The sequence below is a fragment of the Flavimaricola marinus genome, assembly GCF_900184895.1.
In the GTDB taxonomy this organism is placed as follows: Bacteria; Pseudomonadota; Alphaproteobacteria; order Rhodobacterales; family Rhodobacteraceae; genus Flavimaricola; species Flavimaricola marinus.
The window spans coordinates 403,443-417,564 of record NZ_FXZK01000002.1 but is presented as its reverse complement, the minus strand read 5'-3'; the positions used below and the strand labels follow the sequence as shown (position 1 = coordinate 417,564).

Sequence of the window (14,122 nt, the reverse complement as noted above, 5' to 3'; positions counted from 1 at the left end):
AATAGGCCGAGAGCAGGAGCTTCACATCGTAGCGGAAGGCTAGCCTCTGGCGCAGAAGCATAGGGCCTATACCAAAGCATAGCGGGAATTTGCCTAGTTTCGCGGTGTCGACAGGAACGAGACTTGCGCGGTTTGTGCCCCGGCCTTCGGATCAATGCGCAGCCTCAAGGAAACCGGTTCGCCATAAATGTATTGTCCGAAATAGGCCCACCAATCCGCATGCTGGGCCACTTCCTGCATCGAGGCTTTGCGCCGAAGCTGAACAGTCTTGCTTGTACCGTCCTCGAACGTCAGATCGATGTATAGTCGCTGTGCCTCGACCGTATCGAGCGAGATGTGCAGAACATCGGCGGACCGTTCGGCTGACATCAGCTCATGACGGATTTCATCGTCTGAAACGGTGAGGGCATGCTCGACAATCGATGTCGCGCCATCGGCCATCAACGCACCGAGCAACTGGCGAAGAGCGCTCGTGCCAAGGGTCTCGGTATAGGGGAACTCCCAGACGATCAGATCGCTCTCACTGGTCGAAAGCGCGTCCGACAGGATGAACTCCTCGATTGGACCGATCAGGCCTCCGCCTGAAACGGAAAGGTTCTCAATCGTTGCATCGAGGGCTACGGAAAGCGCATCAGCAACCTGGTATTGGTCTCGGCGGTATCTGTCGCTGAAACTGGTTCCCAACAGGGTCGCGTTGAGCGCGGATACAGGAGTATCGTCGAGCAGGCCGAGACTGCCGTTCGCCTGCACCGTTGAATAGTCGTATACCGGCATGCTCTCGCCTTCGGCCCTCGAACCACAGGTTGCCTCGACGATATCGCTCAACGAGCCTCGCTCTTCGATGGTGTCGATCACCACGATTTCGTCAGTGGTGTAGGTGACTTGAAGGTCCAGTTCCTCCGCCAGCGCCAGGGCGCTCGCCGCCGCGCCAATGCTTGTCCAATGGGTGTCTCGTTTGAAATAGTATGGAGCTTCCTCAGAGTGGGCCAATGCGACATCCAACAGGTTGGGCACAATCGCACCCGTCTGCTGGAGCTGTTCTATAAGTCGGTCGAAACTGTCATGCGTCGCGGCGACGTCATAGTGCGATGACGCCCCAATGGTTTCATCGACGATCTGTTGACCTGCGACAAGCGGCCGAGGTGGCGCGACCAGAATGGCGAACTGCTTTCCGCGAGCGGCGAACTGCGCAGTGACCTGCGTCATTAGCATCTCGGCTTCGGCCGACATCTCATAATCGGTGTCCATTTGATCGGACGTGAAAATCCAACCGGTGCCTCGATCGTTGTGGATCGGTGCCAGGCGTTTGTAGCGGTTTTCAAGCTGCGCTTCGTCCAGCAATGCCGGGCAATATGGCTCTGCGCTGACAGGCAAGGCAGTCAGCAAACCAAGGCTTAGCGTTACGATGTTCTTCATGGTGTCTCTCTCACGGAAATGTATCGCTCCGGCAGTTCCCAGATGACGATTGATGGGGGGGAAGATTTAAGGGTTTCCGACGCCAGATAGCTGCGCATCGGGGCGAATGGCCCTTCGCCGATAGTCGCGAGGTTGATCACGTCCAAACCGGTGTGCTGGCTCAGAAACCCTGCGAAATTAAAGTCTTCGCGGGCCGAAAAGCTCGTTCCGACCAGCGCGATTGGAATGGTCGGGTCCCCGAACAAGAGATCTGCGCCACCGGTGCTAGTGGTTTCCGGCACGGCAATGGCCTCGGGCTGCGGACCAATCCAGGTCGCGAACGGGCCGGTTTCCAGAAAGCGTGCGAGGTCTCCCTCGAAAAGTACCGCTTGCAAAGTCGTGGTTTCAAACGCTGCGGTGTCGCCGTGCATATCCGAAAGCTCGGCAGCGATGGCCTTCGCTGCGACCTCGGCCCCGGCTGGGCTCCAATGCGTGTCGGTCCGCATGAAGGTTTCGGCGCTTGTTCGACCGTCGCGCAGCGCGACCTCCAGGTCGATGACAGGAAACCCGTAGTCGGCCAGCAACGTCTTCAATCGGCCATACCGCAGCTCAATCTCGTAAAGCCGGGCATGGGGTAGCATATCCTCGTAGATGCGAGCCTTGTCCGGTACGATAACCGGGATCAGCGTGATGCCCAGTGCTGAGAGCTGTTCGATGGTTCGGCTCAGTTCGGTTTCGAGATCGACCTCAGACGACGCGCGGCGAAACTCTTCGGCGGTGAACAGCCAGTCCTCCTCGCCAATGATCACATCCGTATCGGCCTGATTGAAGAGGGCCAACCTTGCCGCTGTCCAGAAATGGACAGACACATCCCGGAAGGGCGCATTGGCTTCGAACTCGGACTCGACCATTCGTTGATAGTGGCCATCGATCGGAGAAAGCCCCTTCGGTCGAAGATCGGTGCTCAAGAGAGCTAGGCAGCCAATTACCCCGACACAAGCGGTCGTCATGGCCGGTGACAAAGCATGAAGAAGCATCTTTGCGAGCCTTTCAGAACTGGAAGTAGAGAAACGGAGAGTGGGTGCGGGCTTGCATGACGACCGTGCACACCAACAGGAGCATGGTCGGGGTGACAGCTGCCAATGCAGGAAGACGTACTTGCCGGATACGGGGACCGTAGATTGCGATGCCAGCCCCCAGGAGCAATGCGGCAAACTCTATCGGCTGGTTGAAGTAGATCGTTTCAGCACTGATCCAGAACCCCGTTTGGCCCGACATGCCGGCATACATGATTAAGGCCTGTTCCACCGACGAAGCACGGAACATCACCCACCCAATGACCACTACGGTCATGCTGATCAGCCATCCCGTGTGTCGTGGCCATACGGCGCCGCGATGCTTTGATCCCAACAGTCTTTCGATTGAGAGGAACAGACCATGCCATGCTCCCCAAAGGACGAACGTCCAGTTTGCGCCGTGCCAAAGGCCCCCGAGAACCATCGTCAACATGAGATTCCGGTAGGTGCGCAGGGCACCGTCGCGATTGCCGCCTAGCGGAACATACAGATAGTCGCGCAGCCAGTTCGACAGGCTGATATGCCAGCGCCGCCAGAATTCGGTCACCGATTTGGCAGTGTAGGGCGCATCGAAATTCTCGACGAACCGGAACCCGATCATCAATCCCAATCCGATCGCCATGGCAGAGTAACCTGCGAAATCGAACAGAAGTTGGATGGCATAGGCCAAGGCCCCAAGCCACGCTTCCGCGAATGTCGGTGAGGACAGCGCAAACATCCGATCGACCATCGGAGAGACGGTATCCGCAATCAGGAGCTTCATCGCCAAGCCGATCACAAATCGCCGGATCCCTTTCGCAAACAGGGCGAGGCTATGTGTCCGCTCCGAGAACTGGTCGCTTAGGTCCTTATACCGCAATACCGGTCCGGCAATCAGTTGCGGAAACAGTGCCGAGAATGCGAGGAAATCCACCAGATTTCGTGCGGGAGGCGCGTCCTTGCGAGCGACGTCGAGGATGTAGCTGATGGATTGAAAGGTGAGAAACGAAATGCCGATTGGCAAAACAATCTGAACAGCCGGCGACGGGTCGACGCCGAGCATCGACAGCGCGGAGTTCATATTATCCTGCAGGAAATACGAATATTTGAAGTATCCCAACACGGCGAGATCGAGACCGACACCGATGCGGACCGCCCATGATCTTGCGCTGGCCGTCGGTGCGGCCAGAGCCCTGTTGGCTGCGATGTAGCTGATCAAGGAAATGCCCAAGACCACGCTTAGGTATTCGACCTTCCACCAGCCATAGAAAACGTAGCTCGCGAGAAGGATCAACAGCGAACGCCAGCGCTTTGGTGCCAGATAATATGCCCCGAGGAATAGGGGCAGGAACGCAAAAATGAAGATTTGGGAGGAGAAGACCATTGCGCGTCACTCAGCCTTGACGACCGGCCCAAAGGCGCTGGGCACGAGAATGACATCACCGTCGAGTACGGCGAATGTCATATTCTGCCCCCGGCGCAAGGCAACTTCGAACTGTGCAATTGCCAAGTCCGACCCTTCCGGCCGAACCTCGAGGCTCGCTGACACGGGATTGACTGCTCGCGAGCTCGCTTCCGATTGCGATGTGAGGGAGATGACCTCCGCGCCACCACCAGCAATGTTCAATGTCACCGGGGTAGCGCCGCCGTTCACAAGGATCATGTGAACCTTCGTCTGATCGCCGCGCTCCGGTTCCTTCACGAGCAGGGGCGTGCCGGACGCGCCGAGGACCACGCTGTAGTATCCACCGATCGATACGTCGGGCAGCAGTTCCGCAGACACCGCCGCGTAGGTGTTGGCCGGGATATTCTCATCGCTGAAGTCGTATCCGAATGCAGACCGTTCGAGCGGAGTCGATCCTTCGAGCCACCGAACAAATACGGCATCGGCTGGGATGGCTTCCCCGTAGAGCCCTGAATCTTGTCCAAGGGCTGGTCCGCTGAGGATGCCAGATGTTGCCAGAAATCCAGCAGCTATGATGCTTTGTCGAAAAACCATTTCGGTCACTCCTTGTCGAAGACGGAGCTACCGTGGGGAGGATTTCAAATCCAACGTGCATGGGTCTATTTGGCCTATCCGATAGGTTAGGCTTTGAATCAAAAGAAGTTAAAAAGCGCGGCTGTCTGGTAGAGCCCGAAAGATAGCGACGTGTCGAGCTTTCAGATTAGCGGGGCTTCCGGGATGCGGAGCGAGTATTAAAAATTGGCACTAGGATAGTTGTTTGCCGCCGGACCTCTGGCAACCATTTTGGGCTCTTCACCTCGGCCCGCGCCATGTGAAAGCAGCGCCAATGTGTGTTCCCGAACTAGATCAATTGCGCGAAAATAGACTCTCGTTTTCGCATTTCGGATCAATAACGCTTAGTAAATAGCACGACTTGTACGGGCAATCAAAAGGTCACTCGCGACGGATCGAGGTAAACATCGACGGCATCAGAACGCACGTAAAAGAGGGTGATTGACGAACCCGATGAACGTCCTGTCGCGCCGTTGAATTCGGAAGTCTGCTTCCGCATTGCCGGCTTGCCCGACGCGGACGTCAGTCGCTTCGACGACCGGTAGCAGTATGTGCAATCGCTCGCGATCTTCACGAAAACTCCAAGGCGCACCATAAATGCGCAACGCTTAGTTCTCCGAAAGCTTAGAATTTTTGGCTCCGGCGGTAGGGATCGAACCTACGACCAATTGATTAACAGTCAACTGCTCTACCGCTGAGCTACGCCGGACCAACGAGGGGCCGTATAGCAATGGCTCATACCTTCGTCCAGAGGGGAATCGCGATTTTCTTGGTCTCACGATCATATAACTCTGAACAGCGTTTCCTCCCGGATTGGTTGACTGAAGCCGGCCATGTTTCTGCCAGATAAATCAACGAGGTGCGCCAGTACGTTTCGCGCTGCGGCCATGTGAAGGTGAGTGGGCGTGTCATCGTAGACCATGCGAGTCAAGGCAGTCAGGGTGAGGCCTTTGGCTTGAGAGGAAAGGGCCGCCAAGATCTGTGCCTCGCGCGCCAACCGATGACCAATCAGCCACTCAAGCCGAGCGGCCGGGTTCGTGACGGGTGGGCCATGTCCGGGCAAGAATTGATCGACCTTGTGCTTGGTCAATTTTTGGCAGGATTTCATGAAATCGGTCAGATCCCCGTCAGGCGGCGAAACCAATGAACTGGACCAGCCCATGACGTGATCGCCGGTGAAGATCGCGTCATTCCACCGCAGACATATGTGATTGCCGAGATGACCCGGCGTGTGCAGGACGCGCATGTTCCAATCCGACCCACGAATGATCTCGCCATCCTTGACGGTCAGGTCGGGTGTAAAAGTCCTGTCCAATCCCTCACCGCCAGAGTCGAGGCCGGCATCGATCAACTGCTGCATAATTGGACTGCGGCCTGCGTCGTAAGGTCCATAGCCGATCACCGGCGCGCCGGTGAGCGCGGAAAGACGTGCGGCGAGGGGGGAATGGTCCAGATGGCTATGAGTCACGACGATGTGGCTGACCTGTGCGGTGCCGATCGCGTCGAGCAGTGCTCCGAGATGAGCGGATGATTCCGGACCCGGATCTATGATGCACAGGCCCGAACCATTGCCCAAAAGGTAGGTGTTCGTGCCCCAATATGTCATTGGGGATGCATTCGGTGCGATCACCCTGCGCAGACCGGGGATGAGGGTCTCGGATTTGCCAATTGGCGGAGGCGGGGCGTGCATCTGGCGTCTTTCGTTCAGGTCACTTGAGCGGTAGCGTTGGGCATGAATTTCGAGTGGATCAAGAAGTACCTGCCGAGAAGCCTGTATGCACGGGCCTTTCTCATTCTCATCTTGCCGGTGCTCGGCTTGCAGCTTGTAATATCGGTCAGCTTCATTCAACGGCATTTCGAAGGCGTTACGAAGCAGATGACCGCTTCGATCGCTTTGGAATTGACCTTCCTGGCGGATCAAGCCTCGGCTGCGCCAGATGTCGACGAGGCACGCGCGGCGGCCCGGGCGATTGCCGACCCTCTGCAGTTCGTGGTCGAGCTACCTGCGTCGTCGGTGCCCGCCGATGACCTTCGGCGGTTTTACGATCTGTCGGGCAAGACCGTCATCGAGACGCTCAGGGAGCAAGTCCCCAATCTCGGTGCCGTGCATTTGATTGACGATAGAAAGGTCTCTCTTTGGATCACGGTGCCACAGGGCATCATGCAGGTCGATTTCGACAGAGTGAGATTGTCAGCCTCGAATCCCCATCAGCTCTTGGTTCTCATGGTGGTGCTTGGCGTTTTCATGACATTGATCGCCTTCATCTTTCTCCGCAATCAGCTGCGCCCAATCAAACGCATGGCGGCAGCCGCGGCAGAGTATGGCAAGGGTCGGACTGTTCCGTATCATCCGTCCGGGGCCACAGAGGTGCGGGCCGCGGGGATGGCCTTTCTGGACATGCGTGCGCGCATCGAAAGACAAACGCAGGCGCGGACAATGATGCTGTCTGGTGTGAGCCATGATCTGAGGACGCCATTGACGAGGCTGCGACTGGGATTGTCGATCCTCGCCGACGACGAGGCGGAAGACCTGATCCGCGATGTCGACGAAATGCAGCGCCTTCTGGATGGCTTTCTAGACTTTGCCAGAGGTGACGCTGGCGACGATCTGGAGCTGACCGACCCGATTGCCCTAATTACCCAGATCGTCGAGGACGCACAAAGGGCCGGGCAGGCGGCTCACTTGGGGGTTATGCCGAGCGCCGATCTGGGGCAGGTGCCATTGCGGCCCATCGCGATCCGCAGGGCGATGGAGAACCTTATCGGCAACGCTTTGCGATATGGCTCCGAGGCGGTTGTCAGTTTGACGGCGGGCGAGCGATCGCTGCGGTTTTCGGTGGAAGACGATGGTCCCGGCATCCCAGCACAGGATCGGGACGAAGCGATGAAGCCCTTCACGCGGCTCGACCCCGCGCGCAATCAGGATTTGGGCTCCGGCGTCGGTTTGGGGCTGGCCATCGTCGCCGATATCGCCCGAACCCACGGCGGTGTGCTGCGGTTGGGCGAAAGCGACGCCTTGGGCGGATTGCGCGCCGATCTGGTGATCGCGCGATAGCCGCGCCAACAGACAGGCGTCGCAGTCGCGTCAGGCCTTGCGGCGGCGTCCGCGGCGAGGGCTGGCTTCCGGGCCCGCACCATCAGTGCCATCCGAAGCCGAGGAGAACCCGCCGAGTTTCGCGGTAATCGCTTCCAATGACGGAACTTCCCCAATCGGCTGAGTTTCAAGCGCCTTGCGCATGGCGCTCAGATGCTCCGGCATCGTGCCGCAGCAACCCCCAATGATTTTCGCACCGCAGTTGCGAGCCATGACGGCATATTCACCCATCAATTCGGGCGTGCCATCGTAGTGGATATGACCATCGTGATACTTCGGAATGCCTGCATTCCCCTTGGCAATCATCGGGCGTGTTGGGCCTGCCGCGGCAAATCCCAAGACCGTGCGCAAAAGATCGGATGCACCGACCCCACAGTTCGCGCCGAACGCCAGCGGCGGGTTCGCAAGCTTGTCCACCATCTTGACCATGTCGGCTGAGGTCAGACCCATCATGGTGCGACCGGCCGTGTCGAAGCTCATGGTGCCGCACCACGGCATGTCCGCAAGGGCAAAGGCTTCCGCAGCCGCGATGTATTCCTCGGCCGCCGAAATCGTTTCGACCCAGAGCACATCGGCACCGCCTGCTTTCAATCCTTCGGCCTGTTCGTGAAACATCTCGACAGCGGCCGAATGGGTCAGGGTGCCCATCGGCTCGAAGATCTCGCCTGTCGGGCCGACAGAGCCCGCAACGATCACGGTCCGGCCAGATGCATCGGCCACTTCGCGGCCAATTTCTGCTCCGGCTTTGTTCAACTCAAAAACGCGGCTTTGGCCATCGTGCAGTTTGAGGCGCGAGGCGTTGCCGCCAAAGGTGTTGGTCAGAAACAGGTCCGAACCGGCATCGACGGCGCCCTTGTAGAGCGCCGTGATCCTGTCGGGATGGTCCACATTCCAGAACTCCGGGGCGTCGCCGGACATCAATCCCATGTTGAACAGGTTTGTCCCCGTCGCTCCGTCGGCCAGAAGCCAATCGTGAGTGTCGAGCATCTTGGACAGTGCGTTGGTCATTGTGGCGGGCCTCAATCTAGGCGCGACATCCCGGCTGTAGGGCCGTTTAACGTTGGAATGTCACGCAGCGCTGGTGTGGGCGAGGCTTCGCACGTTGGACGCTCGAGTTCAAATCGAAAGTCACTTTGGCCGGTCGGGGCAGGTCGGTGAACAGCCCATGTCACCGCGGCAAGGCCGGCCATCAGGCAGACAGGGTCACGACTTGCCGCATAGCGTGGCTCCCAGCGCGGGGCGAAAGAGGATTTGAATTGCGTCAAACCTGCCGCCGCCTTTCTGTGCTTTGTCAGAAGCCGATCCAATAGGCCCGGCCAATGCGGCACGATCGGGCAGGCCGCGAGACTCAAGTGGGCTACGCTCTCGGATTTGGCCGCCGAGATTCCTGCGGCAACAAGCGCCTGCATGGTGCCGGACGGAGCATCGGTGCGGTGCCGCATGAGGTCGAGACCCCATCCTGCGGCAGTCTTGTGAAACGTCGCAAATCCCACCAGCCGCTCGTTTTGCCACGCAAGCATGACGGCTTGATCGCCTATGAGATCGGTGCAGAAGCGCCCCATCGAAAACCCGCGTTCGCCACCGTGGGCGTGCGCCCACTCCCTGTTGATTTCGGCCATTTCGTGCAACGGTAGCGCGCAAGGCTCTGCCTCGACGGTCACCCCCGCTTTTTCACTGCCCCTCAGCTTGCGCCGCAATTGCCGCAAGGCGGGCCGATCGAGACAAAACTCTGTAGGATCAAGCATCGCTTCCATTGCGACGACCATCGTGCTCCATCCTGCCTGTCGGGCCGCGGCTGCTTCGCGATCGCTGCATTTGTAGAGGAGCGGGATTCGACCTCGCATCCGAGCCGCCAAAGCCAGTTCCGAAAGCTCCGGACGCCGGAGTGCAGGGCCGATTGCCGCCAATGTGCCCGGAGCCTGTCTGACCATCCATCCGTGTTGGCTGGCACCAGACAACAACACGCAGGCGCCTTGACCCATCAGCCCCCAATCAGGGTGTGCGGCGATCCGTCGGGCGCGATCCGAGTTGATCGACAGGTCGAGCTGCATGTTGCCAACCCGCGGCTGTCGGGCCGGTCGGATCAATATCACCAGCGCAAGTATGGCTGGGCCGATGTGATACACGAGGCGGTAGCCAAGCGTTGCCGCGAGAAGCGCCGCCGGATCGGAATGCGGCAACAAGGCTATGAGTGTCAGCTCGAAGGCCCCGATTCCTCCGGGGCTCTGAGAGATCATTCCTGCGCCGAGTGCCGCCAGATAAGCGAAAAAGAACAAGGGCAACGACGAGCTGAACTCCATGGGCAAGAACGCCCACAGCACGATCGCCGCGGCAAGCGTATCAACCAATGTCCATACCAAGAGCCCGCCCAGATGTGCGCGACGAAGGTAGGGCAGGCCCGGCAGTTTGGGGATCGGAAGGCGCGCTCCCAACAGGCAAATGCCGAGCAACAGGACCGAACCGGCAACCCCGCCCCAGACAATGACGGCCATGCTTCCCGCGATGACGGCCCAAGCTGCCATGAACGATAGGCTGACCGCGACCGAGAACTTCGTCAGGTCGACCAACCCCAACTCCGGTAAGCTCCGCCAACGGACGAGAGCCCCGGTGATCGTCCCGAATCCTACCGCCTGTCCGACGGCGATGGCACGGCGTCCGGCTGCCCGGGCGCGGGCCGGCGCGATTCTGGTGCCGGCGGCGCTGTGCACGATTGCGTCGTAGTGGCCCACTGCCCAGAGGCTCACGATTGCGGCCACGATTGCAAGCAGCCAAGCGCCCGGAGCGATGTCTGCAAGCGCGGTGACGACCTCGGAGCCAAAACCCGGTTCGGTCTTCTGAAACAACAGAAGGCCACAGACAATCATCATCACCGGGCCGAACAGCCGAGGCAGAAGGCGCGGGAATGAGGCCAATCCTCGGGACCTTTGCGGCGCGGTTGCTTGGCCTTGTGCGGATTCTGGATTGCTCTGGGGAAGGGTCGTCGTCAAAGGCTCACTCCGTCAAGAACCGGGGCGAACGCCGCCGCTGGTCTGGCAGACCTAGCCGCGCGGCGGTGAACTGCGCGTTAAACCGATCGGGTGATGTGCGGCTGGTTTAAGGTAAATGGATTTCGGAAAGACGGCTCGGCCGCAAGGGATAGGCTCGACGCATCCACATGAGCCGCATGAGTGACGTAAGTCACACGCCGCAGCGGAAGGTCGAGGCGGCCAGCTGTTGGCTCTGCCCCGCAGTTTCGGCCGATGGGTGGGCGGGCAAGAAGCCCGCCACTTTGCTTAGAACTCGGTCAGAAGCTGGGCTTTGGCCTCGATCAGCAATTCCGCCATCTTGGCACGGATGGTCGCTTCGTCGGCTTTGCCCGCGAGATCGCCTGATACCTTGCGGTAGACGTCCTCATGGCCCGCTTCTTCGAAATCGGACTTGATCACCTCTTGTGCATAGGCAGCGGCGTCGTCGCCGGTTTTGCCCATCAGATCGGCGGCCCAGAGACCGAGCAGTTTGTTGCGTCGGGCTTCGGCTTTGAACTGCATCTCGGCGTCGTGGGCGAATTTCGCCTCAAAGGCGTGTTCGCGGTCGTCGAAGGTGGACATGTGTCGCGGTCCTTGGCTTGGAACAGGGTATGGACCCTATGATATGCCTCTCAGGTGGCTTGCCCGCAAGGGGGGGTTCGCGTAAGAGGCATTCTATCGCGCCGCCCGGGTGTCTGGCGCCTAGAGTCTGGAGAGCCAATGGCACGTCGGAAAAAGGTTTATGAAGGCAAGGCCAAGATCCTTTTCGAGGGACCTGAGCCGGGCACTTTGGTGCAATATTTCAAGGACGATGCGACCGCCGGAAACGGCGCAAAGAAGGACGTTATCGACGGGAAGGGCGTGCTGAACAACCGCCTGTCCGAGTTTTTCATGACCGGTCTGCAGTCGATCGGCGTGCCGACGCATTTCATCAAACGGCTCAACATGCGCGAGCAATTGATCCGGCAAGTGGAGATCGTGCCACTCGAAGTGATCGTGCGCAATTATGCCGCAGGGTCGATGGCAAAGCGGCTCGGGATGGAAGAGGGCACCTTGTTGCCACGGCCGATCGTTGAATTCAGCTACAAGGACGACAAGCTGGGCGACCCGCTTGTGCCCGAGGAATACATCATCGCGTTCGGCTGGGCGTCGCAACAGGATCTGGACGACATCATTGCGCTGGCGCTGCGGGTGAACGACTTCATGTCTGGGGTCATGCACGGCGTCGGTATCAAGCTCGTCGATTTCAAGATCGAGATCGGGCGTGTCTGGGATGGCGAGTTCCCGCGGCTCGTGGTGGCTGATGAGATCAGCCCCGACTCCTGCCGACTCTGGGATATCGAAACCGGGGCGAAGCTCGACAAGGATGTGTTCCGCCGCGATCTCGGATCGTTGACCGATGCCTATACCGAAGTGGCTCGACGTTTGGGTGTTCTTCCGTCAAACGTGACGCATCGGCCCAAGCCGACTCTGATCAACTGACTGTCGGAATTGAGTTTATTTGCCAAGATGAAGGCACCAGCGGAGACAAGATGATGAAGGCGCGCGTTACGGTCATGTTGAAAACTGGCGTTCTGGACCCACAGGGCGAAGCGGTTCGCCATGCCTTGGGGGCTTTGGGATTCGACGGTGTGGAAGGTGTGCGGCAGGGCAAGGTCATCGAGCTTGACCTGGCAGAGACCAGCGCTGCCGAGGCGGAAGCAAATGTCACGCGGATGTGCGAGAAGCTGCTCGCCAACACAGTGATCGAAAGCTACCGGGTGGAGATCGCCTGAGGTGATGCGCACCGCCGTCCTGCGTGAGTTCCGGGCCGATCTGTCGATTGAACAGATGCCTGAGCCTGCTTGCCCGGACGATGGTGTGGTCCTCAAGGTCTTGGCCTGCGGCGTTTGTCGGTCCGACTGGCATGGCTGGGTGGGGGAACATCCGCGGATTAAGCCCGGTCAGATCGGGGGGCATGAGTACTGCGGTGAGGTCGTGGCCGCAGGGCCACGGGCGACCTACAGCGTCGGAGATCGACTGATTGCGCCGTTTATTCTGGCCTGCGGCTCTTGCCCGGCGTGCCAGTCGGGAAACGGCAACACCTGCCCGGATCAACGGTTGCCGGGTTTCGTCGAACCCGGAGCGTTTGCGGAATATGTCGCGGTTCCGTTCGATCATAATTTGACGCCGCTACCGGAAGGCATGTCGCCGACGATCGCCGCCGGTCTGGGGTGTCGGGTGACGACAGCTTGGCACGCGTTGACCGGTCGGGCGGCGCTGCAACCGGGCGAGTGGCTCGCTGTCCACGGCGTTGGTGGCGTGGGTTTGTCCGCATTGATCCTCGGTCGCGCAATGGGCGCGCGGGTCGTTGCGGTCGATATCGTTCCCGAGAAGCTCGGCTATGCCTTGAGCCTCGGGGCCGAGGCGGCGGTGGACGCAAGGGAGGGCTCCACTGCCGCACGAATTACGGACCTGACGGGGGGCGGTGCCCACGTCAGTGTCGAGGCGTTGGGCATTCAGGAAACGACGAATGCGTCGATCGAATGCCTCCGCCCCTTGGGCCGCCATGTGCAGGTGGGGATGCCGTTGGGCCATACTGCACACATGGAGATCAACATGAACGCCGTCTACATGCGCAATCTCGCGCTCTTCGGGACGCGCGGCATGCCAAGCTGGCGCTATCCCAGCCTCTTGAGCTTCATCGAAGCATCCGGCATCGATTTTGCCCCGTTGGTGACACGCGAGATCGCCTTGTCCGAGACCGGCCGGGAACTCGCCGCGTTCAATGGGCCGACACCGCCCGGTGTGGCCGTAATCACCGATTTTCTAACTTGAATCGTCAAGGAGCCTGCCCGATGAAAGCCGCTGTGATTGTATTCCCCGGATCGAATTGCGATCGCGACATGGCCGTGGCTCTCAAGGCCGCCGGGGCACAGGTGACGATGGTCTGGCACAAGGAGGCGGGTCTGCCGTCGGGGCTCGACATCGTGGCTGTTCCGGGCGGCTTCTCATTCGGCGACTATCTGCGCTGCGGGGCGATTGCTGCCCAATCTCCGGTTTGCAAGGCGCTTGTCGATCATGCGGAGCGGGGTGGCTATGTGCTCGGGGTCTGCAACGGATTTCAGGTTCTGACGGAGACCGGTCTTCTGCCCGGCGCCCTGATGCGAAACGCCGGCATCAAATTCGTCTGCAAGAGCCAGGGTCTGCGGGTCGAAACCACCGCGTCCGATTTCACGGCACGATACGGTCGCGGCGAGGAAATCGCCCTGCCGATCGCGCATCACGATGGTAACTATTATGCCGATGCAGCTACGCTCGAGACACTGAACGCAGAAGATCGGGTCGCTTTCCGGTATGCCGGGAACAATCCAAACGGATCGGTCGAGGACATCGCAGGCGTCCTGTCGGCAAACCGCCGCGTGCTTGGCATGATGCCGCACCCCGAAAGGGCGGTGGACAAGGCGCATGGCGGCATTCAGGGCGAGCCGCTCTTTGCCGGAATGGTGGGAGCCCTCGCCAGCGTCTGATCCGTTTGGCGGATGTTTGGGCGAGAGGCTGCCGATGATTGATCGTG

13 protein-coding genes and 1 tRNA gene are annotated in these 14,122 nt (G+C 59.6%); 5 read left to right on the top strand and 9 right to left on the bottom strand.

The window, feature by feature from the left end; all coding sequences use genetic code 11:
* Window positions 1-93 precede the first annotated feature (93 nt).
* The 6 genes from LOM8899_RS08845 to LOM8899_RS08820 form a co-directional block, all read right to left on the bottom strand.
* Window positions 94-1,416, bottom strand: a complete 1,323-nt coding sequence (locus tag LOM8899_RS08845) for an alginate O-acetyltransferase AlgX-related protein (RefSeq protein ID WP_093991829.1) — start codon at window positions 1,414-1,416, stop codon at window positions 94-96.
* Window positions 1,413-2,306, bottom strand: coding sequence for an alginate O-acetyltransferase AlgX-related protein (locus LOM8899_RS08840; protein WP_168770504.1), 894 nt, complete (start codon window positions 2,304-2,306; stop codon window positions 1,413-1,415). Before LOM8899_RS08840 ends, LOM8899_RS08845 begins: the two co-directional genes overlap by 4 nt.
* Before the next feature lie 139 nt (window positions 2,307-2,445).
* Window positions 2,446-3,834, bottom strand: coding sequence for an MBOAT family O-acyltransferase (locus LOM8899_RS08835; protein WP_093991827.1), 1,389 nt, complete (start codon window positions 3,832-3,834; stop codon window positions 2,446-2,448).
* 6 nt (window positions 3,835-3,840) lie between these two features.
* Window positions 3,841-4,449 carry an alginate O-acetyltransferase AlgF gene (locus LOM8899_RS08830; protein WP_133064998.1) on the bottom strand — a complete coding sequence of 203 codons (609 nt, stop codon included), beginning with the start codon at window positions 4,447-4,449 and terminating at the stop codon, window positions 3,841-3,843.
* A 652-nt stretch (window positions 4,450-5,101) separates the two neighbouring features.
* Window positions 5,102-5,176: transfer RNA gene (locus LOM8899_RS08825), tRNA-Asn, on the bottom strand.
* 72 nt (window positions 5,177-5,248) lie between these two features.
* Window positions 5,249-6,157 (bottom strand): MBL fold metallo-hydrolase, encoded by a 909-nt coding sequence (locus LOM8899_RS08820; RefSeq protein WP_093991825.1) that lies wholly within the window; start codon window positions 6,155-6,157, stop codon window positions 5,249-5,251.
* Between the two features lie 42 nt (window positions 6,158-6,199).
* On the opposite strand from LOM8899_RS08820, the gene LOM8899_RS08815 reads away from it, so the two are divergent.
* Window positions 6,200-7,522, top strand: a complete 1,323-nt coding sequence (locus LOM8899_RS08815; protein ID WP_093991824.1) for an ATP-binding protein — start codon at window positions 6,200-6,202, stop codon at window positions 7,520-7,522.
* Window positions 7,523-7,552: 30 nt separating this feature from the next.
* Here LOM8899_RS08815 and bmt read toward each other — a convergent pair whose 3' ends face one another.
* The 3 genes from bmt to LOM8899_RS08800 all read right to left on the bottom strand — a co-directional run bounded on the left by bmt (window position 7,553) and on the right by LOM8899_RS08800 (window position 11,148).
* Window positions 7,553-8,569, bottom strand: a complete 1,017-nt coding sequence (bmt, locus tag LOM8899_RS08810) for a betaine--homocysteine S-methyltransferase (RefSeq protein WP_093991823.1) — start codon at window positions 8,567-8,569, stop codon at window positions 7,553-7,555.
* Window positions 8,570-8,580: 11 nt separating this feature from the next.
* Window positions 8,581-10,473 (bottom strand): phosphatidylglycerol lysyltransferase domain-containing protein, encoded by a 1,893-nt coding sequence (locus LOM8899_RS08805; protein ID WP_133064997.1) that lies wholly within the window; start codon window positions 10,471-10,473, stop codon window positions 8,581-8,583.
* Between the two features lie 360 nt (window positions 10,474-10,833).
* Window positions 10,834-11,148: a DUF1476 domain-containing protein gene (locus LOM8899_RS08800; RefSeq protein ID WP_093991821.1), complete on the bottom strand. Its 315-nt coding sequence runs from the start codon at window positions 11,146-11,148 to the stop codon at window positions 10,834-10,836.
* 138 nt (window positions 11,149-11,286) lie between these two features.
* On the opposite strand from LOM8899_RS08800, the gene purC reads away from it, so the two are divergent.
* The 4 genes from purC to purQ are packed head-to-tail and all read left to right on the top strand — an operon-like array spanning window position 11,287 to window position 14,075.
* Complete coding sequence (gene purC / locus LOM8899_RS08795; protein WP_093991820.1) at window positions 11,287-12,048, top strand: phosphoribosylaminoimidazolesuccinocarboxamide synthase; 762 nt, start codon at window positions 11,287-11,289, stop codon at window positions 12,046-12,048.
* A gap of 53 nt (window positions 12,049-12,101) precedes the next feature.
* A complete protein-coding gene (gene purS, locus LOM8899_RS08790; RefSeq protein ID WP_093991886.1) occupies window positions 12,102-12,341 on the top strand; it encodes a phosphoribosylformylglycinamidine synthase subunit PurS in 240 nt (79 codons plus the stop codon).
* 4 nt (window positions 12,342-12,345) lie between these two features.
* Window positions 12,346-13,383 carry a zinc-dependent alcohol dehydrogenase family protein gene (locus tag LOM8899_RS08785; RefSeq protein WP_093991819.1) on the top strand — a complete coding sequence of 346 codons (1,038 nt, stop codon included), beginning with the start codon at window positions 12,346-12,348 and terminating at the stop codon, window positions 13,381-13,383.
* A gap of 20 nt (window positions 13,384-13,403) precedes the next feature.
* On the top strand, window positions 13,404-14,075 hold the full coding sequence (purQ, locus tag LOM8899_RS08780) for a phosphoribosylformylglycinamidine synthase subunit PurQ (RefSeq protein WP_093991818.1): 672 nt from the start codon (window positions 13,404-13,406) through the stop codon (window positions 14,073-14,075).
* Window positions 14,076-14,122: the final 47 nt, after the last annotated feature.